21 protein-coding genes and 2 pseudogenes are annotated in these 25,925 nt (G+C 37.1%); 9 read left to right on the top strand and 14 right to left on the bottom strand.

The features are described 5' to 3' along the window. Positions 1-53: 53 nt before the first annotated feature. Complete coding sequence (gene adeT1 / locus R5R67_RS13340; protein WP_000375474.1) at positions 54-1,049, top strand: putative multidrug efflux protein AdeT1; 996 nt, start codon at positions 54-56, stop codon at positions 1,047-1,049. A gap of 73 nt (positions 1,050-1,122) precedes the next feature. Here adeT1 and R5R67_RS13345 read toward each other — a convergent pair whose 3' ends face one another. Continuing rightward, positions 1,123-2,151 (bottom strand): AraC family transcriptional regulator, encoded by a 1,029-nt coding sequence (locus R5R67_RS13345; protein ID WP_025466898.1) that lies wholly within the window; start codon positions 2,149-2,151, stop codon positions 1,123-1,125. Between the two features lie 189 nt (positions 2,152-2,340). Here R5R67_RS13345 and R5R67_RS13350 point away from each other — a divergent pair, with 189 nt between their 5' ends. From R5R67_RS13350 to R5R67_RS13375, 6 genes and pseudogenes are all read left to right on the top strand, one after another. After that, a complete protein-coding gene (locus tag R5R67_RS13350; RefSeq protein ID WP_001039000.1) occupies positions 2,341-3,261 on the top strand; it encodes an alpha/beta hydrolase in 921 nt (306 codons plus the stop codon). Positions 3,262-3,278: 17 nt separating this feature from the next. Next, positions 3,279-4,119 (top strand): annotated as a pseudogene (locus R5R67_RS13355) (SDR family NAD(P)-dependent oxidoreductase); the annotation flags it as partial. A gap of 236 nt (positions 4,120-4,355) precedes the next feature. Then, the gene (locus R5R67_RS13360; protein WP_000705157.1) at positions 4,356-4,844 is read left to right on the top strand and encodes a hypothetical protein; all 489 of its coding nucleotides are present in this window, start codon (positions 4,356-4,358) and stop codon (positions 4,842-4,844) included. 193 nt (positions 4,845-5,037) lie between these two features. Beyond that, positions 5,038-5,739 carry a hypothetical protein gene (locus R5R67_RS13365; RefSeq protein ID WP_001080412.1) on the top strand — a complete coding sequence of 234 codons (702 nt, stop codon included), beginning with the start codon at positions 5,038-5,040 and terminating at the stop codon, positions 5,737-5,739. A gap of 176 nt (positions 5,740-5,915) precedes the next feature. Further along, positions 5,916-6,731, top strand: a complete 816-nt coding sequence (locus R5R67_RS13370; RefSeq protein WP_000235278.1) for a PAAR domain-containing protein — start codon at positions 5,916-5,918, stop codon at positions 6,729-6,731. A gap of 6 nt (positions 6,732-6,737) precedes the next feature. Continuing rightward, positions 6,738-7,412: a hypothetical protein gene (locus R5R67_RS13375; RefSeq protein ID WP_001037846.1), complete on the top strand. Its 675-nt coding sequence runs from the start codon at positions 6,738-6,740 to the stop codon at positions 7,410-7,412. A 96-nt stretch (positions 7,413-7,508) separates the two neighbouring features. Here the strand turns inward: R5R67_RS13375 and R5R67_RS13380 are convergent. Then, positions 7,509-7,583 (bottom strand): annotated as a pseudogene (locus R5R67_RS13380) (TetR family transcriptional regulator); the annotation flags it as partial. Positions 7,584-7,592: 9 nt separating this feature from the next. Then, positions 7,593-8,117 (bottom strand): GNAT family N-acetyltransferase, encoded by a 525-nt coding sequence (locus R5R67_RS13385; protein ID WP_000651608.1) that lies wholly within the window; start codon positions 8,115-8,117, stop codon positions 7,593-7,595. A 164-nt stretch (positions 8,118-8,281) separates the two neighbouring features. Here R5R67_RS13385 and R5R67_RS13390 point away from each other — a divergent pair, with 164 nt between their 5' ends. Further along, positions 8,282-12,895 (top strand): hypothetical protein, encoded by a 4,614-nt coding sequence (locus R5R67_RS13390; RefSeq protein WP_318754892.1) that lies wholly within the window; start codon positions 8,282-8,284, stop codon positions 12,893-12,895. 67 nt (positions 12,896-12,962) lie between these two features. Here R5R67_RS13390 and R5R67_RS13395 read toward each other — a convergent pair whose 3' ends face one another. Continuing rightward, positions 12,963-13,511, bottom strand: a complete 549-nt coding sequence (locus tag R5R67_RS13395; RefSeq protein ID WP_025466899.1) for a TetR/AcrR family transcriptional regulator — start codon at positions 13,509-13,511, stop codon at positions 12,963-12,965. An 803-nt stretch (positions 13,512-14,314) separates the two neighbouring features. On the opposite strand from R5R67_RS13395, the gene R5R67_RS13400 reads away from it, so the two are divergent. After that, positions 14,315-14,755: an HD domain-containing protein gene (locus R5R67_RS13400; RefSeq protein WP_000193130.1), complete on the top strand. Its 441-nt coding sequence runs from the start codon at positions 14,315-14,317 to the stop codon at positions 14,753-14,755. Positions 14,756-14,789: 34 nt separating this feature from the next. Here R5R67_RS13400 and R5R67_RS13405 read toward each other — a convergent pair whose 3' ends face one another. From R5R67_RS13405 to R5R67_RS13450, 10 genes are all read right to left on the bottom strand, one after another. Then, on the bottom strand, positions 14,790-15,434 hold the full coding sequence (locus R5R67_RS13405; protein WP_000817302.1) for a hypothetical protein: 645 nt from the start codon (positions 15,432-15,434) through the stop codon (positions 14,790-14,792). Positions 15,435-15,445: 11 nt separating this feature from the next. Further along, the gene (surE, locus tag R5R67_RS13410; RefSeq protein WP_085943447.1) at positions 15,446-16,417 is read right to left on the bottom strand and encodes a 5'/3'-nucleotidase SurE; all 972 of its coding nucleotides are present in this window, start codon (positions 16,415-16,417) and stop codon (positions 15,446-15,448) included. 126 nt (positions 16,418-16,543) lie between these two features. Further along, a complete protein-coding gene (locus tag R5R67_RS13415) occupies positions 16,544-17,704 on the bottom strand; it encodes a hypothetical protein (RefSeq protein ID WP_001044487.1) in 1,161 nt (386 codons plus the stop codon). Beyond that, positions 17,697-19,025 (bottom strand): TolC family protein, encoded by a 1,329-nt coding sequence (locus R5R67_RS13420; protein ID WP_000677762.1) that lies wholly within the window; start codon positions 19,023-19,025, stop codon positions 17,697-17,699. The genes R5R67_RS13415 and R5R67_RS13420 overlap by 8 nt, the downstream gene beginning before the upstream one ends. Continuing rightward, positions 19,022-20,608, bottom strand: coding sequence for a GH3 auxin-responsive promoter family protein (locus R5R67_RS13425; protein ID WP_000841517.1), 1,587 nt, complete (start codon positions 20,606-20,608; stop codon positions 19,022-19,024). The genes R5R67_RS13420 and R5R67_RS13425 overlap by 4 nt, the downstream gene beginning before the upstream one ends. Then, positions 20,605-21,393 carry a hypothetical protein gene (locus R5R67_RS13430; protein WP_075874782.1) on the bottom strand — a complete coding sequence of 263 codons (789 nt, stop codon included), beginning with the start codon at positions 21,391-21,393 and terminating at the stop codon, positions 20,605-20,607. Before R5R67_RS13430 ends, R5R67_RS13425 begins: the two co-directional genes overlap by 4 nt. A gap of 187 nt (positions 21,394-21,580) precedes the next feature. Further along, the gene (locus R5R67_RS13435) at positions 21,581-23,128 is read right to left on the bottom strand and encodes a DHA2 family efflux MFS transporter permease subunit (RefSeq protein WP_001032979.1); all 1,548 of its coding nucleotides are present in this window, start codon (positions 23,126-23,128) and stop codon (positions 21,581-21,583) included. 24 nt (positions 23,129-23,152) lie between these two features. Beyond that, positions 23,153-24,214 carry an HlyD family secretion protein gene (locus R5R67_RS13440; RefSeq protein WP_000370775.1) on the bottom strand — a complete coding sequence of 354 codons (1,062 nt, stop codon included), beginning with the start codon at positions 24,212-24,214 and terminating at the stop codon, positions 23,153-23,155. A 758-nt stretch (positions 24,215-24,972) separates the two neighbouring features. Further along, positions 24,973-25,095, bottom strand: a complete 123-nt coding sequence (locus R5R67_RS13445) for a hypothetical protein (RefSeq protein ID WP_000737387.1) — start codon at positions 25,093-25,095, stop codon at positions 24,973-24,975. A 166-nt stretch (positions 25,096-25,261) separates the two neighbouring features. Then, the coding region (locus tag R5R67_RS13450; RefSeq protein ID WP_318754898.1) for a methylenetetrahydrofolate reductase C-terminal domain-containing protein at positions 25,262-25,925 on the bottom strand (664 nt) is incomplete at its 5' end.

Below are 25,925 nucleotides of genomic sequence, written 5' to 3' on the forward strand. Positions count from 1 at the left end.
CTAAGTCAGATTCATAAAATAATTTTTATAACTTAAATAATGGATAATTAAATATGGATCGTTTAAAAGTTATTTTATTTATTACAAGTACCTGTTTAACCACAACTCTTTATGCCAAACAACAAGTCGTCTGTGTGTTTGACCCAATTGGTAAGTCTGGAGAAGCTTTTGCCTTAGCTAAAGACTATGCGCTTGAAGCCAAAAATTGGGGAGCTGATATGTCTTTAAAAGCATATGTAGATGAACGTGTAGCTGCTGAAGATTTAAAAGTTGGAAAATGTGATGGCGCTATTATTAGTGGTTTACGTGGCCGCCAGTTTAATAAATATACAGGATCTTTAGATGCGGTTGGCGCATTAACAAATATGAAAACGGCGATTAATGCTTATAAGCTGTTGTCATCACCCATGGCCGCAAAAAACATGGTGGTAGGTCCTTACGAAATTGCAGGTTTAGGGACTATTGGCCCTGCATATTTATTTGTAAATGATCGAAGTATAAATACTCTCGCCAAAGCTGCCGGTAAAAAAATTGGGGTATTTAAATACGATGAAGCCCAACCAAAGCTTGTTCAACATGTCGGGGGTCAGGCTGTATCGGTAGACGTTACCAATGCCGGTGCAAAATTTAATAACCATGAAATTGATATTGTGCCCGCTCCTATTGTTGCGTTTAAACCTTTTGAACTCTACAAAGGTTTAGGTGAGAAAGGAGCAATTGTTCGTTTTCCTTTGACTCAAATCTCAGCAAACTTCATTATTCGTAAAGACCAATTTCCAGCAGGTTTTGGGCAAAAGTCTCGAACTTGGGTAGCCAGCCAACTCAATAGAACATTTGGTATTATTGCCAAATATGAAAGTGATATTCCTTCAAAATATTGGATGGATATTCCTAAAAATGAACAATTAAACTATATGAAAATGATGCGCGAGGCTCGTATACAGCTAACCAAAGCAGGTATCTACGACCCAAAAATGATGAACTTTTTGAAAAAAGTAAGATGTAAAGAAAACCCAAGTAATTTTGAATGTGCATTAAACGATGAATGAACACTCAAAACATCTGCATATCTTTTTTAAAGCATTTGTATAGAGCTAAAAGGTAGAACCTATAGTATAAGTTCTACCTTAATTCATTCATTTCTTCTCTAGCTTGTTGTGGTGTTTTACCCGACCACTCTTTATAAGCCCGTGTAAATGGGCTGTGTTCGGCATAACCTAACAGTAAGGCTATTTCTACAATTTGTAGCCTTGGATCTTTTAAATACGATTTTGCTAATTCGTAACGGACAGTATTTAATTCTTTCCGAAAATTCGTACCTGCCTCGGTTAAACGGCGTTGCAAGGTTCTACGTGAATAATTTAATCGCTCTGCAAGCTGTTCAATAGTTGGTTCGCCTTGATGAAGTAAGTAAGCAATCTGTTTACGAACTTGATCTGTAATTTCATCAATATGTGGCAGACTTGCCAGTAACTTGTCAGCATGTTTTTCTAGTATGGCAACTAAGGCCGCGTCGGAGTTTTTAAGCGGTAGACTTAAGATTTCCTTATCAAAACGCATAAGTGCCACGGGTTGCTCAAAAAGCACAGGACAACCAAAATACTCCTCATAAGGCTGAACATTTTCAGGCTGTTCATGAATAAAATGTATTTCTTTAAGTCTTTCTTTTCCTCTAATGAGACTACGGCAAAATTGAACTATAACCGTACGACCAGTTTCATCAGATAACCCCCCGACTGTTTGATCGTCTGTTGTATCCCATGAAAGCTCTACATATTCAGGGTAAATATGTACAGATGCGGGCACCACGTCATATACGAGCCTTTGGTAACGCTCAAATCTTTCTAAAACCGCTCCCAAATTTTCACACGCAAGAAATACAGAACCTAAAACGCCTAGGTGTTGAGCTGTAATCGTTTGGCCCACATGTAAGCCAATGAAAGGGTCATTTAAGTAATCTTTAGCGATAACAAGAAGACTTTCCCAATGATCGATATCTACGCCTTCTAAATGATTTGAATCTGCTTTAGGCCATGGTTCACCCAGCACCTTTTCTGGGTCATGTCCTAGCTTTTCGAGATATTCAAACAATAACTGAACATAGGTTTCAGGAATCCTTCTTCTATACAACGACTTATTCAATCCATTCATTTCGTATATTTCTAATTTGGCGTCAAATATCAAGTAGTGTACTTAAAGCTTTTAAGCAAAAGCAAATGACTAAAACACCTGCTCAATCTAATTTTTGGCGCAAAGTGTCAAGCAATATGGCGGCTTTCATCAAGCCCTATCTCATTATTTTTAAGATGATAGCGTCATAGCAAATATTGAGAGAAATACATGAATAAAAATCTAAAGAATGTGCCACAAACTCCACTAGATATTCAGTTTGATTCGAATGGCGTGAAATGCAGTGCCTATTTATATCGTCCCACGACCGAGGCAGCTACTCCAATGATTGTGATGGCACACGGTCTGGGTGGTACTCGTAGAATGCGTTTAACCGCTTTTGCAGAGCGCTTTGTGGCAGAGGGTTATGCTTGTTTAGTGTTTGATTATCGCTATTTTGGTGATAGTGAAGGACAACCTCGACAATTACTAGATATAAAAAGTCAGCTTGAAGACTGGAAAGCCGCCATTGCCTATGCTCGTACCCTACCCAATGTTGATAGAAACAAGATTATTTTATGGGGAAGTTCTTTTTCTGGCGGTCATGTATTGGCTACTGCCGCTCAGGATGCCAACATTTGCGCAGTAGTTTCACAATGTCCATTTACAGATGGTCTTTCTTCTAGTTTAGCCATGAGTCCTATAACTTCAGCAAAACTTACGGCTTTGGCTGTGCGTGACCGTATAGGGGCTGCACTGAATAAAGAACCACTTATGGTTAAACTTGCAGGACTAAAGCATGAAACGGCGTTAATGACTGCTCCAGATGCCTATTCAGGAATTATGTCCATAATTAAAGATGAACCTAACTACAAAAACTACGTGGCAGCACGTTTTGCATTGGACATTATCCGTTATTACCCGGGGCGTAAGACTCCAAAAATTAAAGCCCCAGTTCTATTTTGTGTTTGTGAAACAGATACAGTTGCTCCTGCAAAAGCCACGCTGCGTCATGCCAAGCGTACACCTCACAAAGAAATAAAAACCTATTCATACGGCCATTTTGACATTTACACAGGTCAATCCTTTGAACATGTGGTGAAAGATCAAATTGATTTTCTTAAACGTACTGTTCCAGTAGCTCAAGCTTAAGTTAAAGGACTTTAAAAATGGCGAAGTATGAATTAAAAGATAAAGTTGTGGTCATCACAGGTTCAACAGGTGGTCTAGGACTTGCGATTGCTCAAGCATTACAAGCCAAAGGCGCAAAACTAGTACTCCTAGATTTAGACCTTAACAAAGTTGAAAGTCAGGCAAAACAGCTAGGTGGGCAAAGCATTGCCGCAGGTTGGGTAGCAGATGTACGCTCTTTGGAAAGCTTAGAAATGGCTATGGCAAATGCAGCTCAACACTTCGGTAAAATTGACGTGGTTATTGCAAATGCTGGCATAGCTTCAACCGAAGCACTAGAACATATGGCTCCCGAAACCTTTGAGCGAACCATCGATATTAACCTTACAGGGGTATTTCGTACTTTTCGCGCAGCTATACCGTATGTAAAACAAAGTCAGGGATACTTACTGGCTGTATCTTCAATGGCAGCTTTCGTCCACTCCCCGTTAAACACTCACTATACTTCGAGTAAAGCAGGTGTTTGGGCTTTATGTGATAGCCTTCGTCTGGAATTAAAATATTCAAATATAGATGTTGGTAGCCTTCATCCAACTTTCTTTAAGACCCCAATGATGGACAGTATTCAAAATGACCCAGCAGGTAAAGCTGTATGGAAAGGTAACTCGGGTATTTGGAAATATGTATCTATTGAAGAAGTTGTCTCGAGTGTAGTTGAAAGCATAGAACGGCGTAAAGATATGACAGTTGTACCTAAAATCAATACTCCGATTGCTAAAGCACCATCACTTTTTAGAAATGTGATTGAGTTTTTAGGTTTTAATCGTAAGCAGCTTAAACAGACTATGCTCTTGGCAGAGAAAAAACCATAGTTCATTTTATGGTCTTTTCGGACACGGATGTTGTCGAGATATCCGTGTTTATTTAATTAGCTGCCAAATTCCAATCATTGACTCAAACCGTAAGTCTAATACATTAGCTACGTATACCAACAATGGACCATATTGTATTAACGAATATATGTAAAATGACTTTGGACATTCTTACGATCAAGCCACTGTTTCATTATATATTTAGAAGTAGCACTACTCTCCACCTAATCACTGCTCCTCACTATGAAAATTACGTTAATACCAATATTGCTACTTTCCTGCTTATTCCTGACTTCTTGTAAGGCTTCGACAGATAAAGAAGACATTGATAACTATGTGAAAGTAGATCTGAAAAATTATGCTACTGACAATTATAGATTGATCATTGAAGCAAATAAGAATGTGAACAACGAGCCTGCTTTGAAAAACTCTTTGTTTAATAATTCCTATGTTAAGTTAGAAACAGCACGGAGCCTTTTAAATGAAGAATACCCAGACTGGATTCAAGGCTTAGATAAAAACGGTTATGACTATGGTGACCTCAACACAATATGTTGGATGACGGTATTCATGGAAAACTACGTAAATAAAGTTGAAGGTCCATACAAAAGCCAACTTAAGGATGAAACCTTAAATGATGTTCACAGCCTATACGATGAAAGACAAAAAATTATTAAGCTACGCGATAGCAAAGATAAGACTGCTCGAAACTTTGTAGAAGTATGTGAATAGATCATTATTATAAAAGCTCTGAATATTCAGGGCTTTTTACTACTTTATCCAAAATTGATTCATTTAAAACGAATGTGGTCAATAGAAATAGGCTTGGACTATAGACGACAAAATTTGATGGCGGTACAGTGCGACCAAACCCACCATACACTCGCTTTTCTTTTACTCTAAATTCTGCATCAAGACGTAAATCATGAATAGAAAATTAATCAGTACTATTGTTCTCATTTCTGTATTTGGAGTTACTGCTTGTAGCAAGGCATCAAATGAACAAACAAAGGTAGATACTACTGCGAAAAGCAGTTCTCAAAACGTAAAAACGGAATTATCAGCAAGTGATAAAACAATTTTAGATAGATATGAAACAATCACAAATGAAGTTGTGACTTCTGGTGAAGATGAAAAGATAAAACAAACTTTAGCGCCTTTAATACCTGAAATTAAGAAAGTTACTGCCAAAAAACAAAGAGAAATGGCATTGATGAATATTTATATGCTGTCTGGTATGTATAAAGAGGCTTATGAGTTAAATGAACAACAGATCAAAGAGAAACCCTTGCCTCAACGGATAATGTTTAGATGTACATTGCTTGAAAAATTAAACGAGGCTAAAGTAAAAATTCAACAGTGTCACGAAGCTTCTGCCCAACTCATACAAACCGAATTGAGTAAATCGACTAGCAAAAATGATCCCCAGTACAGAGACGCCGAATTTGTATATTTAACTGAAATGTATAAAGCTGGTCACACTGACTATAAAGCTAAAATACAGAAATTTATTGATGAGACTAAAGATGTCGCATCAAAAGATAGATATAAGTCTTTGTATGATGCAGATATTGAGTCATTTTATGGTACTGATTTATCAAATTATGTACCAGAATCATTAAAGTAAAACTTAAATGAAAAGCCCCGAATACTCAGGGCTTTTTAAATTGCTTTACAAAGATCGAGATATTTACATTATTATTGGTCGTATGGGCTGTGCATTCTGATAAATAAAACTATACAGCACTGTCTACCCCTCTTTGCTATCATTCCACCACTTCATGAAAATAAGAAGGAATAGTTTTGGCGACACCATATATAACTATAGGCTGCCCTACTACTGGCGGTGGTCAAGTAATCTCAGGGAATAGTATGTTCCTGATTGACGGAATTCCCATTGCCTGTGTTGGCGACAAAGCAACTTGCCCAACTCATAAAGTCGTTGCAACTATTGTCTCCGGTGATCCAAACATGCAAATCTTTGGGAAAGCTGCTGCTCGTGTTAATGATTCACTCTCTTGTGGTTGCAAATTACTGCCTCAACAAAACTTAGTTGTTCAAGACAATGGTGGTGCAGCATCATCGGGTGCAAAATCCTCATCAGCTCCAATGTCACAAAAACAGCAGACTACTGATAGTTTTAGAGAAGAAAAATATGAAAACTATTACATTGAGCAGTATAAAACTGATGTCTACATTAGCCATAAGGCTGTTCTTTTAGGTGATGAAGGTGTAACACCTCTGGATGGAGCTGTAAGCTATTTTCTAAACTACAAAGTTCAAGGCAAGGAACTATTTTTAAGTGTAGTTATTAATGCAGCTCCATTAAGCCACAAGGGAACTGTTTACCCTTTTGGGACCGCAATTGTTTCACGGGAAGGTAAAGAGATTGCCAGAACCAAGTTAAAAAGTGATCAAGGATATTGGCCAACAGATAAAAATAAGGCCCCTTTGGGAAGTTGTACTATCAAGTTGCCAGAACCAAATTTACAGCTCGTTGATGTAGAACTTGAATTAGGATATACCGCAGTAATTTCGGATACCGTGGGTTCTGTACATTCCATGCCTCCTATTAAAAAATATAAGTTTTCCTTAAACTCTGCGGCGCGCAAGGTGTAAAAAGTTATGAATAAATTATTAACGATTCTATTATTAAGTGCCTTGGTTGCTGCATGTAATAACCCTAATAGCACAACCAAAATCACCCAAGTGCAGAGTGAACAATCTAATAACCAAAAAGAAGCGTTAAAACCACTTGTGGCAGAGTTCAATGAAATTATGAACTCTCTTCAGACAGAAGCTGACATTACATCCACACAAGCAAAGTTGGAAAAACTTTTAAAGAAATTTCCAAATGACAATGATTCAAGCATACAAGTGCAAAAGTTGAAATTAAAAGTACTACTGCAACTAGGTTATTTAAATGAAGCCAATATTTTGGCAACAAAAATTCTCGCTTTAGATAGCACGGCAAGCATTCAAGAAACTCAGTGTCTAATTCAAAGAAAATTGCAAAAGCCAGAAAACCAAATTAATAGCTGTTATGAAAAAGCAGCTAAGCTATATCAGGCACAATACGAAAAATTAAGTAATGATAATCCACAAAAGCAATATGCTCTCTGGTCAAGTTATGCTGCCATGTACCAAGCTGGTCATACTGAATATAAGCAAAAGTTGAAAGCTATTGTTAATGCTCAAACCACTGAAGATGAGAAACATACTTTCAACACTATGTATGAAAACGTAGTGGACCCAGCTGTTATTAAAGAAATTCTTGAATCTATGCCATATAAGAAATAACCTGATTGAAGATCATTTCTTATATAGATATGTATTGAATAGCCCTAATTATTTAGGGCTTTTTTATTGCTTTTACAAAAATCGAAGCATCTGACTTAAGACTCTAAGCTGACTATATATTTCATTCATTAACCATGTTCTATATCTCACGGCGGTTGTATATGCGTTTGGAAGTTATTTCTAGTTTCCAACAAGCTTTTTATAATAAATCGCTGTGCCGTCGTAGTTCCCATTTGAACTTAATGCAAAATTTGGAATGACACCCACACGAACAAATCCAATCTTGCTATATAAAAGTTCGGACACATCGCCTTCACGAGTATCTAAAACGAGTAAGCGTAAATCTTTTTCTCGCGCAAAATTTTCTAGTTCATTCATTAGTAATGTTGCTATTCCTTGTTTTCTTGCTGTTGTCAGAACCATGAGTTTTTCAACTTCGGCCCTATGAACGCCGTTCTTTTTACTTACCAAGGATAATTGAACACTACCCACAATCTTTCCTTGTTGTGTGGCAATCCATAGGCGGCTATTACCTTGTGCTAATTTATAGTTGACCTCACGCCAATAACTCACGACTTCATTCTTTTCTAGGGGAGCTAAGAAACCTATTGAAGCTCCGCTATTGATAGAATCTTCTAACAATAGCGATAAACCTTCTTCATAATCGCCAATTTCTTTTATTTCTAAAATTTCGATATCTTTCATATTTTTCTCAAATTTATTTGAATAAAATTTACTAATTTTTAATCTTTACCTATTAAATTTAAAAATATTGAATTTCCAATATATTATCAACGTTACTTATTGGAAAACTAGAAAAAAATATATAAATTATAATAATAAAAATATTTTAAAATTGAGGAATATTTGTGTCTTTAGAACCAGGTGGCCTTGCAGAAAAAATTGGCAATCGTTATGAATCCTCTTGGGTCGCATTTCAGCTTTTAAGATTATTAGATGAAAAAATTTCTTATGTACAAGTAGAACCTATTGGTCCAGATGAAGATGCTGTAGATGTTATTATTGGTAATTTGGATGGATATAAAGAACATCATCAATGCAAAATTGGAAATGTTTCTGATGATGCTTGGTCTCTTTCTACTCTTCAATCTAAAGAACTTCTAACAAAGGGTTTTCAGCACATTCTATCTGGCTCAAAGTCTTACAAGGTAGTTTCAAGAATTGGATTTAGAATACTAGAAGATATTTGTGAAAGTGCTAGACACAGTACAGGTTCAAGTTCTGATTTTTACAATTATCAAATTCAAAATATTAGTGAAGAACGACGTAAATTATTTAGTGAATTGTGTACAAAATTAGAATTAAATCTATCAAATCCTGATGATTTAGATAAAGCTGTTCACTTTCTAAAGAGTTTTGAAATAAAGAAATTTAATGAAGATGATATAGATAATGAACTGTGTATATTATTAGCTGAAAAACTGGTTTATCAACTTCCTAGTCAGCTTGTTCATTTCCTTCAAAGTTACCCTGTTAAATGCGGTAAGTTAAGAACACATATTACATCTCATATTCTTAAAACAGATTTAGAAGTCCACCACTTTTCTTTTAAAACCTATCCGGGTCATCCTCATATATCCGATGTAATAGCAACGCTAAATGATGAGTTTGATCACTCAATCGAGCCTTATTTAATATCACAACAAAACATTCAACGTGCCGAGTTTAGTACTACATTAGATACTGTTAATAATAACCCAATCACAATAATTAAAGCTGATGCAGGGGTTGGCAAGAGCGCTTTCTTATTAGATTTGAAAAAACATTTTGTTCGATCTGGGGCTATTGTTCTTCCTATTCGACTAGATAGACGAGTTCCTAAAAAAAATCTCGATCAATTTGGAAAAGATTTAGGATTTCCGTATTCGCCTATTGCTTGCTTAGAAAAATATGGACAGAGTCAAGAAATTATCATCTTGCTTGATCAATTAGATGCTCTTCGTTGGACTGCTCTTCACTCATCAAATGCATTAGATATATGCATTAAAATGGTTAAAGAGATTCTTTTACTACGCCAATATAGCAATACCAATATAAAAATTATTATGGCAACAAGAAACTTTGAGCTTGAAGATGATGTACGCCTAAGAAATTGGATCAGTGAACTCAATAGTGAGGTCAAACAGATGGAATTAAAACTGTTTGAGCCAGATCAGATTAAGCCATATGTTAGCCAATTTGAAGACTATGATCAGTTGAGTAATGAGCAACAGAATATTTTAAAAATTCCTTTATGGCTAGGTATTTATATGGATTTAGCCAATGATTTAGGGTTCGCTCCTAAATTTACAACAAAATTAGATTTAATCAGGTCTTTCATCGATGATAGATTTAAACAACTCACTGATAGTCATAGTATTTCCACAGCAAATAGTGAAAACTTCTTCAATGAAGTTATAAATTTAATGAATCAAGCTAACAAATTAAGTGTTTCATCAACTCAGTTATCAATTGGTTCATCAGAAATTAAGAAAGCTATGATTTCTGTCGGATTACTCACTGAGCAAAATAGAGAAATTAGTTTTAGACATCAAGCAATCCATGATTATGCAATAGGAAAAAAGTTATATTCGCAAGGTCTTAGTTCACCTGAAGATTTCTTACATGAATTAGGTCCCAAAAATCAACAAACCCTTTTAAAACGAGAGCATCTCAGATATGCACTCGCAATGTTATATGAAGCAGATGAAAGAGCTTTCTGTAATTGTATTGAAGCAGTTCTTTTTCATTCTGAGATTCGTTTCCACTTAAAATCATTGGTATTTAGTACATTACGGCATATAGAGAACTTTAAAGCTCCCCTTAAAAAGCTTATAAATAAGATCATTTCAGATTCTGATCTAGCACCTCATTTTATAAGATTAAGTTGTAGCGGTTGCCCTACACTCGTTCAATATCTTTCTGAAAATCATTATTTAAGTGATTGGTTAGATGAGAATAGTGATATGCAATCTAAAGCTCTAGAGCTTTTAAGCTCAGTTTCTGATAAAGCTCCAAACTTGTTAATTAATGAATTATCTAAGTTTGTGAATCGATCACCTGAGTGGAATCAAAAGATATACAACTGTTTATGTTGGAAAATGAGTGATGATTCAGAGGAATTATTTAATCTTCGCATTGAGCTAACTCAAAATGGAGTCAGCAGTCGCTATATTTTTTGGGATGACTTAACCAAAGAATATCCATTGAGAGCTTTGCATCTATTAAAGCTCATGTGTAATGAAGAATTATATACAAGACTAAGCTCAACAGAAGAATGGTCTGATTACGACACAGAGTGTATTGAGAAACTTGCTGAAAGCCATTCACAAGATGTGCTAAGGATTTTTTTACCTTTTTTAGATCAGTATTTTGCTGAGCCTCTAATTAAGGATTTTGATGCTTTTAAATGGTCTGAAGAATATGCTACAAGAACATCATTTGAGACTTTTATATACAAAGCCTTGTTCACTCTCATCATTAAAGCTTCTCAGAATGTGGCTTTACAATCTATTGAACTTTTTCAAATATTAGTCCCATTAAAAAATAATCCCAATCTAATATTTAATCGTATATATGGTAATGCTCTTTTAAATCTTGAGATAGATCATGCTGATTTTGTAATTGAATGGCTGTTAGACAACCCAAATCATAGGTTCAAATTAGGAAATGATTATGAAGAACCCGTTTGGATATCAGCGGGTAAACTCATAGAAAAATTTTCACCTCATTGTAATCAAAAAAACTTTGAGCAACTTGAAAATACAATTTATTATTTTCCCCCTGATTATGAGTTAGAAGAAATTAGATGGTGCTTAGAAGCTACACGTAAAAACTACTACAAACTTTATTGGGGTAAAACTCAATATCATTTACTGCCTAAATTGGATACCTCACGTATTTCCAATAAATCTACACAAATAATTAGTGTACTCAATCGTAAATTTTCAAAATATACAGATGATGATTTTTGCCATCGAAGTAATAGTCTAGTCAATACTATTAAATCGCCAATTAAAGATGCTGGAAAATTATCCAATAAGGCTTGGAAAAAACTAATACTGACAGATCCCAAAGAATTTAAAGGCTTTAAATTTGATCAGGAAAGCACCGAATGTAGTATTCAGCAGTTTTCAAGTAATTTTAGAAGTGCTGTGAATGATGAACCTAAACGTTTTGCAGAATTTGCTTTGACCTTACCGAAAAATATTCATCAAGATTATATTAATGCTTTATATGCAGGATTAAGTGAAAATAGTCTTGATCAAGTTCCAGAGCATCTAAAAGAACAATGGACCCCCTGTCCTATTGATTTGATTGAACAAGTTATCGATCATTTTTCATTTATAAATTATTCTAGAGCACTCCAAAAACTACTTTCTGGAAGAGTTAAATTACTATCTCCAAAATACTTAAAACTACTGGAAGATATTGCTTTATCAGCGGATGATCCATTACCAAATAAATTAAATATTCATAGAGGAGGTCAACCTAATCAAATAGATGAAATTTCAAGCCATGATTTATCTGGAAATATTCTTAACTGTACAAGAGGAAGCGCATACAAAGGATTGGCTGAAAAATTTTGGGATGATCAAGAATATGCTCTTTCTCACAAATATCTTATTGAAAATGCTTTAAATGATGAACATGCGGCTGTAAGAATGGCAACTGCTGATTTACTTCTACCCATGTATAATTATGAACGTAATTATGCTTTTCAAAAGTTTATAAAATTATGCCAAAAAGACATTAGAAATACCTTAAGTCATGGCTATTACTACTATTTCAATAATGCATTTAGTAGTGAATTTAAAGAGTCATTTATAGCTATTGTACAAATGATGGTGGGTTCTCCATATCAAGATGTTAGAAAAGAAGGTCATAAACAAGTTATTGCTCGATGGTTATTCAATGGTTTATTTGAAGAAGAGCTGAAACAAGGCCTCCAGTGCAAAAATCATGAAAGTCTTTTGGGTTATGCTTCAGTAATTAGCCAACTTCTTGGTGATGATACAAAAGGATATGATCACTCAAAAATGAAACAGATCTTTGAGATCTTAGTTAATTCAGAAAACGAGGAAATTCTTAAAAATATAGGGCGTTTTTTTAATCAAAAGTTTTGGTCGAAAAGATACGCTCGGGAGTTTTTCAAAATATATGTTCACTCAAAAGCCTTAAATCATAATATTTATAACGTTTTACGCTCAATAGAAAAAAGTTCTATGAATATGGCTCAATTTAGTGACCTTATTATTATCATGATTCAAAATATTCTTAAGTTAAATACTCAAGAATTAGTAAGCCGTATGGATACAAATGCTATCACGAGAGTCATTCAACGATTATATGATCAAGCAGAAAATGATAAAGATGATGAAACACTAGATTATTGTTTAGATATGTGGGACGAATTGTTAGCTAGTAATCATTCATTTACAAGGAATATGACAGACAAGCTTGATTTCGGACTTCTGGCATAAATAATTTAAAATATCTGAAAACCGTACCACAATAATTAAACTCTAATTAAGGGTACGGTGCTTTTCTTCACCCCATCCCCCTCAAAAACACCTCAACCACCCTTTCATCAACTTCATCGGAACTTAAACACTGAATGACGGCGCCTTCGATCATATATAAAAATAATTTGGCATCGGTAAAAGAAGCATCGGGTTTAAGTACTCTAAGTTGACTATAGATTTCATTGATTAGCCATGTTCTATATCTCACGGTGGTTGTATATGCTTTTGGGTAGGTATTTTTGATTTCAAAAATGGCTTTAAATAACAGGTAGTACAGTCCGTCTACATCGGTATGTAGAACATAAAGTTTTTTGAGTTTATCGATTGCGTTTGTGTGGTGGTCGTATTCGACCATAGCAACCACTTTTTCTTGCAGCTGTTCTTTTTGCACCATTAGGCAGATTTCAATTAACCGTTCTTTAGAGTGAAAGTAGTTATAAAAAGTTGCTTTGGTAATTTCGGATTCTTTTACAAGTCTGTCGACGCCCACAATATGAAAACCGCGGCGGTGAAATAACTCAATTGATGTATTTACAACTTTTAATGCACGTGTTGGGAGAGTTAAATTTGGCATATTTTTACCGTTATAAATTAAATTTTTGTTGTATATAAATGAGATATAAAAACTGCTGACTTTTTTGGGAGAAAAAAAGGCATAGCAAAGCCCTAAAGACTGTGCCCAGCACATCTCAAGTTTTAGTTGTTCGAAGTTTTAAGTAATAACGAGCTAAAGCCTGAAATAGCCTTACGGCAATCAAGCTGCGTTAAATGTTTTAAGCTGTGTTGTTATAGCTTTTGGCAATGGGTGCCAAGAAATGATGGATGCGCAAAGCCAACTCCTTATTTATGGAGTTCTGCCAGAGCATAAGATTTATGGTGGCAGAACGAGAAAGGGTTAGCAGACTGGTACGACAACCAGCACACCCGCAGGTGTCCCTCTCCCGTCCTACCGCTACGGGAAAGAGACGAGAGGTACACATAGAACTATCCCTCAGAAGGAATGAATTCTGATGCGGTCGTATACGGTCTGCTAAAACCGTCTGGCGATGTAGGCCAGCCCGCAAATGGTAATCTCCAATATTTGAAGTGTCAATGTGAAATTGGCTAGTAAATATTTAAATACTTATTATTTTTCATTTAATTACATAATTAAGGATATTCTTAAGTAATATTTACAGTCTGCTTTTATATCATTAAGTTAAATTTTAAAGTTACAAAAATTTAAGGTCGGGTTCTGTTCTTATTAAACAAGAATGAATAATAAAAATGAGCAATTACTCTTATGCCTAACTTAAGTATTCAGTATAAAATTATTATTTAAGCGGCCCATCTCACCAATTAGGCTGCGTTATATACTCAAAGTAATAAGAGCAAAAAATGACTCAAAATAAAGTTGAATTAGCAGAGAAATTGTCAAAAGAATCTCATCAAGGTCAAAAGTATGGTTCTCATGATTACTTTGATTACCATATTAAAGGTGTGGTCAACTCATTAATTGAGCACCAATTTTCAGAAGTCTATATTATTACAGCCCTTCTCCACGATAGTGTTGAAGACACCCCTCTTACCCTAGCCAAAATCGAAAGCTTATTTGGAAAAGAAGTTCGTGATGCGGTTGATGCATTAACTAAACGAGAAACTGAAACACGCGAAGAATATTTAATTCGTTGTAGTTCAAATCCGATCGCTCGAGTCGTGAAACTTCATGATGCAGCCTTTAATGCGCACAACTCACATATAGAAAGTAATCAATCACGTGTCGATTATTACCTTCAAACCATGTTAATTGTTTCAACGGCGCAAGATAGATTGGAATGAAAGACAACAGAATGAATCCGTTGTCTTTTTATTTTTAAGATTGTGCAAATGCCCAAATGTCTTTTGATGCAACCGTGTCAGATACAAGTCTAAAACTCATAGGTTCTAGGTCTTCATCTACCACAACATAACCTTTCGAGTTATTTTTTAGCGCATCACACTGATTATCAGTCAGTTGATATTTTGCTGTATTGGCTAATGCACTTTCAGTAATAACACCCGTAAACACACAATTTGGGTCTTTCGAGACAATTTTACCTTGTGCATTCACCTCGGCATTTACCGTCGTTCCATCTGGAAACGATAAATCGTAGGTGCCAACCAATTGATTAAGCAAAAGTTTTTGATCAGCAATTTTTTCATAATGTGCTAATTCGACTGTCATCGCCTGATTAGACTGGTTGCTTTGCCAAGTTTTATTTTTGGCATCGTAGCTCATCACAATTTTGGCACGGTTTTCGTCATCATCTAAAACTAATAATTTAGAACCATCTGCACCAGAATAGTATTTACCCGCCATAGGTAATTCTTGATCAGTTTCAGTACTAATAATATAAGTTCCGACGTCTAAGCTCGGCGCTAGTGCAGGTTTTTCAGTCGAGACTTGGTCATCATGATCATTGTCATTACAAGCCGCCAATCCAAGCCCAAGGAGTAAAACCAATAAACAACGTTTCATGGTCTTTCTCCTTACTTGTTAAATAAGTTTTTTAAACGGATTTTAAGCCATTCTTGACCTGCTGGTCGTTGGTCATAAGCAACTTGCATTGCAGTCACAGCAATCTTACTTTGCATTACAGCGCTTTCATCCGACATTTGAGTGGCAGTTGGGGCCGATGGTGCCGCATCGATTCCTAAGCCAAATTGGTTGTTGCCTTTACTATCTTTGGTCACTTGGAACTTCAATTTATATAAGTCATAAGTCCCAATTTTTGAAAAAGCAAACGGCGTGCTGGTTGTTAAATTTTTAGGGAAATTGACATTTAGGGTAATGCCTTTTGGCAACAATTGGCCCTTGCCTGCCTTAGCTTGTAATTCTTTTAATAACACTACAGTTTGCTTTGCCACAATTGCAGAGTTAGGGTTGTTTAAAGTTTTGTCATCTACCGTGTTGGTATCTGCGCTTAATGCAATAGACGGAATGCCACGACCTGCGGAAAACTGTACATTGCCAATGGTGCCAGAGTGTACAACGACTTTGCCGACATTTTGACCTTCATTCGGGCCAGATAAAACTAGGTCTGGTGCTTTACCCCAACGTTTTGGTGCAACTACATCCAGTCCATAAACTGTTGCCATCACTGGTGTGCCATGCGTGTAGTTCCAGTCACCATTGGTATAACCCGCTTTGGTAAAAGTTCCAGCGGCAGGTGCGCCAATTGGTGCTGCGCCATTGTGACAACCATTTTCAGCCGCAATTTGCTTATCATTATCCGCAGTAATCGTTGTTGAGCTGTACATCACAATCGCGCCACCGCGACCACTTTGTGGTGAACACGGTACAGACACAACCACGTTATGACCATTTGCTTTTAATTCATCATAGAGTGCTTTGATATTGCTGGTTAGGCCGTCATCGTTAACCAATAAAATATTTAATGCAAAAGCTGGAGTCGTACACAAAGACAGAATAAGGCCGCCCAATAAACTTTTTTTCATCACTTAACTACCATGTTATTAAATTTCGGTTTGTATGGTAGTGGCGGTATATGTATGTTTAGTGACTAAGCATAAATATAACAAAAACCCACTTTCGTGGGCTTCATTAAAATTACTTCAAGCTTTAAGTTAAATACGTCCAACCTCTAAGTATGGAATCAGCTTTTTATCAAAATTTGGCCGTGGGTCACCTTCAAAGCTAATAAAACCATGCATACCCGTTAAACGTTCACCTTTATAAAACTGGTTTAACTGATATCGCGGGTCTTTATGTGAAAGCGTAAAACTCACCACACCAACGCCCTGCTGTTTTGACTTGTTATAGGCATCTTCGAGCATTTTATGGTGTAAAGCCAAATCTTCGGGATGGCACATAAGCGTATGTAGCACATGGTACTGAATTGAATCACCCAGCTTAGGCAAACACATGCCTTTAGTCATTGGCGTCAATAAGTTATAGACGGGTCTAAGCACAGCTATGGCCGAGCTGTAATTTAAAATTTTGGTTTGTTTAATACTATGCTGATCCCATAAACCAAACATGCCTACCAGCTTTTCACCCTTAAAATAAAGTGAAAAGTCGGAGAGTTTTATTCCTGAAAAATACTGATGACCTTGGGCAAGTTCTTCAAAGTTATAGGCAGGAATAAAGTTATAAAACTCTGCCATGTCGGCAATAAACTGGTTCATGGCTGGCACATGTTCTGCTTTCGCTGTACAAGTACGAATCTCTTGAAGATGACTCTGCTGAGAATTCTGCTTTAGAAAAGCCGTGATTTTTCTTTTTGCGCCTAAGTCAGTCAGGCTTAATGTTTCGATAAGCCCTTCATCATAATAATCGGGCATTCCCGTTTTGCCTGTTTGGATGGCAGTACGCGCCGCGTGGTTATCATCAAAAATAATCATTTGGCTAAAGTTCGGTTCATGCATAGTCTGTTTTACATGCTTGCCTAAGACCTTCACCAATGATTTACCCCGATAGCTATGATCTACCCGTAAATCTCCAGCGTAGCGTAAGTTTTGAATGTTCCGATTGATATAACACGGACGGTAACCATTGCTATAACAGGCAACTTTCTTTTGACTCTCGGTATCTTCAATCACGACATGCAGTTTATGCCGATAGACGATGTCGGACGCCTTAAAATAACTTGGTTCACGCTGAAAGCTGATTTGTATGCCTTTGGTGATCATCGGTACGGCAATTAACTCTCGTAAAGCCTCGTCATCTGCCAAAGTCGCTTCACGGGTAATGAGAGTGTTAGCAAATGGTGTATTTGTTTTATTCATTATTCACCTGTTGTGCGGTCTGCATAGGAACCAAATTGTTTAAACGTCCCATTTGGTCGAGTAGCTGATAAACAAACACCACTTCGTCTTGGTCATTTACGGTTTTCTGGGTTTGCGCATCAAGTAGTTTCTGCTCGGTATTAAGCAAATCAAAGGTGGTTTTGGTGCCCACATCGAACTCTTTACGGGTATAGACAAAAGCAATAGATGCAGCTTCTATGGCATTTGCCAATGCGTCTTTATTTTGTCGAATGGTTTGAAGCTGCGCATAGGTGGTACGGGTACGCTTATTCAAGTCCAGCTCAAGACTTCGAATTTTTTGCGCAGCCAAATCGATATCAGCCTGTGCTTTTTTAACATTGGCCCGATTTAAACCATCGTCATAAAGCGGTACATTGAGCTGCACCCCAACCATATAGTTATTACTTTCAGAACCAATATAGCTTGCTTCATCTTGCTTTCCGGCACGGCTAGTGAGCATCACGGTTGGCCAAAGTTCGCGTTTGGTTAAAGCGTATTGTTTCTCGGCGGCTTGCTTTTCATATTTAGCCCGCATTAACGCCGGATGATTCTTGGTTTGAGCCAATATTTCATCTAGGTTAGCGGGAATAGTAGGTAATTGATTGATTGGAACAAGGTTGTCAGGTGTTGTACCTGTCACTTGATAAAACTGTGCTTCACTTACGGTCAAGTTAGATCGCGCCTGTGTAATATCGGCTTGACCTTGCGCGACTTGTGCCAACACCTGAGCCAAATCTGCACGGGTAATCATACCGACATCAAAACGGCGCTTTGACTCATATAAAGACCGTTGCAGATTTGCCATAGTCTTTTGTCTGAGTTCTAAAATGGCTTTCTTTTTTAATACGTCGGTATAGACCATCACGGTATTTAAAATCGTTTCCGATCTTTGATCTGATAAGCCTTGGTGTTGGGCAGAAAGCTGATTTTCGGCAATGTCTATTCCTAAACGGTGTCGCCCAGAGGTATAAATCGGATAATCGGCCTGCAATTGCAAACTTCGGCCTTTACGGTTTCCTTCGGTTGGAAACAAGACGTGTGAAGGCGTATTTATTCTTTCATAGTCAAGTTGCCCAACTAAATTGACTTTGAGTCCATCACGTTGCTTGGCCTGTTCAAGCATAGCGGTGGACTGGTTCACACTTAAACGGCTCACTTCAAGCTGGCTTTCATGCCTTAAACTAGCCGACAAAGCCTCATCTAAAGTCATGGCATGTGTATTCGACACAACCAACACGCCTAGATATAAGGCGTGTCGAAGTGTTAAAAACCGAGTATTAAATGGCTTCATCCCTTTCATAGTTGTTCCAAACTATTCAGGGTGACTTTTTTGAGTGGCTCAGGTTTGATATTGCCTTCGATAATGCCATCAAACATGACTAGTTTCTTGTACGCATTCCAACCATTATTGGCTTGGCGAATTTGAGGCTGATCGAGCTGCCCCAAGTTTCGTGCAAGTTCATAGTGGAAGTTTTGACGTAAGATACTGTCGATATATTCATTGTTAATGCTGTGATGAATTTCACCTTCAAAAAGCACGCAATAAAATGGTTTAACTTGTTGTTGGGTATCAATCGCCAATAAGGAAATCGCTTTCGATTCCGTTTCGTTTAACTGAGACAACAACTGTTGAGCGGTTTCAGGTGCGAGTTTCTCACCAACCAGATCTACACCAAAACGGCGGCCTTGGAACTCAAAACACGGAATTTGTTCTAAAAAGCCAGTCACTTTTAAGCAGTCATCTAGACAGTAACGCAGTAAGCCATTACCCGAAGTAATCAGCGGGCTGACCACGTCACCTTGTTTAAGTTGCCATGAAGGAACGATTTGACCTTGTTTCTCACCTTCTAAATATTCAAATTCATAGAAGTGACTTTGGTAAGCCAATGGGTATTGGTCGTTATAGGGAATGGTGACTACACCTTCCGTCGCCCATAGGCCTTTTCCTTCAAACTGAACACTAGGTAATTTCTCTTTTAATTTTTCTGCCCAAGCTTTTGAACCTGCAGTATCCCAACTCGACACTAAACTTAACTTTGGCCAAAGTTTTTTAAAGTCGATCTGTGCGCCGTTTGAACTTGCAATTAGGGCTTGTGCGCTTTCAGGGCTATGCGGTGCAGTGACTTCTTTTAATGAAACCTGACGACTGCCCCATTTACCACTTTGCAAAACCTCAACCACGTCTTTTTGCAATACCTCTAAACGCTCAAGTAATTGCAGCGCAAACGTTGGACTCCACACCGAAATCATGGCTAAGTTACGGTTTGCGACCAAATAACAAATGGTGGCAAATAGTGCATCGTCAGCATTGGCCGCAAAGGCAACGTTACTTGGAACAGCTTGGGTAAACTTAGACAGTATGCGTTTACCTACACCCAGTAGCGCACTGTCATCATTTAGGTTTTTGTCTTTTAAAACTTCACGCTGACTTTCAGGTAACCATGACACCGACCAATAATGTGTACCCGAACTCAACTGTGGGCATTTGCGGTATAAACTTGCCATCCACGGTGCAATTGCATGGTCAAGTTCATCTAAAAACAGCTTGGTATATGGAATAAACTTGATTTGTTCACTCGAACCACTGGTCGGCTGGAAACGAACCAGTTTACTGCTAGAGAGTGAAAGCTTTTGTTCACGGTAACGCTGAATGTCTTCTCGCCAAGCGCTATAGCGAGTTGCAGGAAATGATTTTACAAACTGCTCATAGTTTTGAATCTGTTTATCTTTGGCCAAAGTAGAGGTCTGTAAAATCGAATACAAAATTTGACGTTGTGTAGTCTCTAAGGCATTAAACTGTTTTTGGAAATTACGGTCAGATGCATCACACCATTTTTTTAAAATAAGATGTGAGCCGAGAGTCAACCATTGATTAGATTTCATTGGATAGCCTCTCTACGTTTTGTTTTATGGCTTAACTGCGCTTCAAATTTTCCTTTGCTTGTCGGTTTAGTCATCAGTTTTACAGGGAAACGGGCAATATCTTTCCAGCCGAGCCGACCAATACATGGCAGTTCTGTACCGGCTCTCCAAGTTGGATTTTTCTGTTCAAAGAAATGAATATTTGGGTTCTTTTCTCTCATTTCGGCAGTAATCGGTGCGACTTCACCTTTTAATGGTTGATAGTCATCACCAAAGTTGAGTAAGCCAGCTTCTTTGTCATAGTATTCGCCAAAGAATTTTTCACAGTAATGTTCAACCACTTCCGAAAGATGTTGGTTTTCATCTTTGATATTTGGGTAATACACATAGTAGTTATTGGCAAGTAAGAGATAAGTCTTATAGCCTTTAGAAATGAGAAGCCAATAAAGTTCGTTAAAAGGATATTTAATTCGAAGCTTGATCATGAGTTTGAGCATGGTACTTTGCAATGTACGCGTGCCCCAAAACTTTTTCAAAATGACCGTATCACCACTAAAGAGCACAGTGTAGTCTTTACCGTTTAAGTAGAAATGCTGCACAACTACCGTCGAGAAACCGACAATCTCATCTGTTTCTGAGTCAAAAATTAAGATCGCACCGCTTTTATTTTTAAAATCATCTACGAAAATAGAAAATCTGGTATTTTCATAATACTGCTCGTAAATGGAATACATCACTTTTAATCGTTCAGTATCGATTTGCTCTTTTTCAAAATATTGCCCATAAGTTGCGTTTTTCAGGTTCAATTTTGAAATCAGTTTATATGTTGTATTAATCATAATACTTTAATCTCCCACATCCAGATCTGTGAGTTCCCCTATCTCGTACAGCGATATTCGAAACTCATATCAATGTTCTTTTTCTATAAAGGGATATGTTTTGATATGCCCTATTGTTTTCATTCTTTGAAAGCTGCCTTTTATTTCTAAATCACTACATATTCATTTTCTTCCCCCGATCCATAAATATGGTTAAAAAGGCGGTCACAAACATGATGATTGCGAGCATGCGTAATAAGTCATTGAAACTCGATGTCAGTGCTTGAAAGTGAATATCGCGATAGATCACACTCAGTGCGATTTGCTGGGCATTTGCACCGACTTCCTGATATTGCGCCGTGAGCTGATCGAGCCGTTCTGTAAATATCCAGTTTTGCGGTGTCATGGACTGATTAATCTGGGTGACATGCATGGCGGTCAGCCAATCTAAGGATGAGTTAATAAGAGCCAGTCCAACCGCGCCGCCAATATTACGCATCAGGTTATAAATACCGCTGGCATCGGCAACTTTACTGAGCGGTAATGTACTCATAGCCAAATGCGAGACCACAATCAGGCAAATCATGAGGCCAATACCACGGTAAATTTGCGGCCAAAACATAAAGTCATAATCACTATGAATGCTCAAATGTGAATTGAGCCAGACACCAAAGCCCGCCAGAATCATTCCGACAAATACAGTTTTGCGCGTATCAAAATTGGGAATGAGCCACGCAAGAAACGGCGCAAAGCAGAACATGACAATACCTGTCACCATCATGACGTGGCCAATTTGGCTACTGTTCATTTCACGGACTTGCCCAAGAAACACGGGAATCATGTAACCCAAGCCATACAGCGCCATACCAATCACAAACGTTGTAATGGCACTTAAGGTAAAGTTTTTATTTTTAAATACAGACAAATCGAGCAAAGGTTTAGGCTGAGTAAAACTTCGAGAGAAGAAAATCATGCCACCTACAACACAGACCATAAAAGCAACCCGAACGCCTGTATCAGCAAGCCAGTCATGCCGTGCACCTTCATCAAGGAAATATTCAAGCCCACCCAAAAACATCGCCATACCAACGAGGCTAAACCAGTCCATACTTTTGATGAGTGAATAGTTGGCACGGTCGATATTTGGACCTGAGTAGATGACCGTAGCAATGATAATGCCCGGAATAATATTGATCAGGAACATCCAATGCCACGAAAAGTTATTGGTAAGCCATCCGCCAATGGTTGGGCCAATGGCTGGACCTAAAGTACTGATCATGCCAAACATGACCAAAGGCAAAGAGCGTTTTGCTTCTGGAAAAAGTAAGTACAATGCGGTCATGGAAGTCGGAATCATACCGCCGCCCATAAACCCTTGTATGCCACGGAATATTAATAAACTTTCCAAGTTCCATGACAAAGCACAAAGTAAAGAACTAGCCGTAAAACCTATTGCACAGATGGTGTAATAGACGCGTGTCGAAAGCACCCGCGAGACAATACTCGACATTGGAATCGCAATAATCTCGGCAATTAAATAAACCGTTTGTACCCAAGTGACTTCATAACGGCTTGCACTCATACCAGCTTGAACTTCGTTTAGAGAACTTGCCACGATCTGAATATCAAGAATCGCCATGAAATTGCCAAAAATCATGGCAGCAAAAATTGCCCATGCAGTTTTTGCGGGAAACCTCCACTCGGCTTCAACATGCTTATTCATTTATGATTACCTAAAATTTTATTATTAAGTTCTTAGGTCAACGGTGGCGCTCACCGACATTCCAGGTTTTATCAAATCAATATGTGGGCTTGAATCTATAGCGATACGTACAGGAATACGCTGTACAACCTTGTTAAAGTTGCCTGTGGCATTGTCTGGTGGCATAAGTGAGAAAGTCGCACCTGAAGCGGGAGAAAAGCTCTCAATTTTTCCAGTAAAGTTGAGGCTTGGATAAGCATCAAGTTTTAATTTAACTTTCTGACCAATATGCATTTTTTCAATTTGAGTTTCTTTGAAGTTCGCCTGTACATACAAACTATTTTCAGGAATGATCGCCATTAAACGGGTTTGTGGAGAAACACGTGAGCCTTTTTGAATTGCCAGACTACCGATTTTACCGCTTACAGGACTAACCACTTTTGATGAAGCCAAATCGACTTGATACAGGTTTAAATTTGCATGGGCACTTTGAATATCTGCTAAAAGCTGCGCTCGACTCGCTTGTAAACTCCCCAACTGAGCTTCTGCTGCATTTACGGCGGCTTGCGCTTTGCTGAGCTGTGCCTGAGCCGTTAAATATTGAGACTGAATCCCTTCAAAATTTTGTCGGGTAATTACGCCATCTTTTAATAGATCTTGATAACGCTCGAACTCTTTTTTCAAACGCGCTAGGTCTGCTTGCGCTGCCACTACACCACTATTTGCTTCAATAATTGACGACCGTGCAGACTTTTCATTTTGTTGTTGTACACCCAGTGCAGCTTCTTTTAGGCTGACCACAGAACGGGCTTGGTCATATCGAGCTTGGTAGTCACGATGGTCTAATACCGCTAAAGTTTCCCCTTTTTTTACCACCTGATTATCGTTAATTAATAACTCCATCACTTCGCCTGAAATCTTTGGCATTACCCAAGTGACATCGGCTTGTACATAAGCATTATCAGTAGATTGATAGAATCGGTATACAAAAAAATAATATAAGATGCCAGCAACTAAAAATAACAGCAGGACACTAAAAACACCCCAAGTTATTTTCTTTCGGCTTTGGAAATTAGTATCAGTTTCTAGCTGAGCTACGTTATCCATAATCATTCCGCTTATTTGTAATATTCGATTTTTTATTTAAGCCAATAAAATTATTGGTTTCTTTTTTACGTAACTTTTCACTTGGTTTTATTCAATGAATCGTGACAGCGTAAAATTTGGTGCAAATTATGGTTCTTATGTGAATTAAATATCATTGACCTCTTTGACATATATTTCTTCTATTTATGTCAATTAATCATATTATATAAACTATGTTTAAAAATTATGTAATTCGAATTTGTCTAAATTTTAGATATAAATTTACTTTAAAAAATCAAACACAAGTAATTGTTTTATAAATGAATTACCACTTAGAAAATATAATTTTTCAAAATTATTAAATAGCCTTTTATTGCAGTATTATTAAATATAAGTTTAATTATGTAATATTTAAGTATTATTAATTAAAATAATATGTAATTTAAAAATTGTTTAACAATCTAAATTGTTATAGTTATACGAATAAGATATATAAGTTATAAATATTATATTTCTTTAAATTAACAACGTTAAAACTGACAGAAGGTATAAATCTTATAAGTAACGATTATTTAATAAATAAGCTATTACAATAAGTAAAATAGCTTATTATTTTTAGATAAAACAATCTTACAAATAAGTTTAAACCTACTATTAAAAGGTGAACAAACCTTCAAAAATAGTGATTTAGGAGGTTTTGTTTATTGATTTAAATCCTTAAAAATTTCTTCTAAAGTTATTCCAAATGAAACCCACTCATTGAGTGGGCTTTTTTATTACTAACCGTTTTGCCTGAGGTGATCTTGGAACTCTTGGTCGTGTATTTTGTTGTAATTAACAGGGTCGTAGACACATCCAGTTAAAACAACAATTACAGTAAGTACAGCAACCAACTTTTTCATTGAGACAGCCTTTCTTTTAACGCAAAAGATTTGCTTTAAGTATACTCCTAGGTAATCACTTTGATTGGACATAATTAAGGCAAACGATTGTTATTTTTAAATTATTACCCTGCTTTAGCATATAAATTGATTTTTTAACAAAATCAAATCAAGGAAGTTATACAACTTATGCTTCAGTCGCTAAATACCAGTTTTTCCAAGAACTGGTTCCTCTCGTTTCAAGAGGCACTGTTGGAATCAGTTTCTCTTTTAATATTTCGCTTTGTTTAACCGCTTTGGCTAGTCTTGCTTTGACAGAATGAATACATTCACGGTCACCAAATTCACAGCGGTCTAAAGTTGTTCCACCGCAAGGACCATTGGCTAAGCCTTTTGGACATGTTTCAGGGCAAATATATAAAGTGTCACCTAAACGGCACTGACCACAGCTTTCACAGCCGACTAGGCTATGTTTACTCAATACTTCTGTTTTGAGTAATGCTTTAGCAACCACAGAATTTTCCCAAAAAGGCGCTTTAAAAATAAACCGCCCAACGCCTTTGGCAATTTTAGATCCGAACAGGGCCTCATGCATCACATGCAGTTGGCGATATTTAATGATTTGTTTAGATGTTGGCTGACGTGAAAAACGAGCAATTTCTGGGGTAAACTCTTTGCCTGTCGTGACTTGCCAAAGTGAATTCCAAAGCTCTTCTAAGGCCTTAAGGTTAAGATGTCTGTATTGCTCGATGTAACTTTCAAGCAGCATTTGCTCTTCTGGCTTATGACAAGCAGATAAATGAATACCCGCAAATCCTAAGTGTTTACATATTAAAATCTGTAAAGCGCAG

The organism is Acinetobacter sp. OYA S30 (genome assembly GCF_033599315.1).
GTDB lineage: Bacteria > Pseudomonadota > Gammaproteobacteria > Pseudomonadales > Moraxellaceae > Acinetobacter > Acinetobacter baumannii.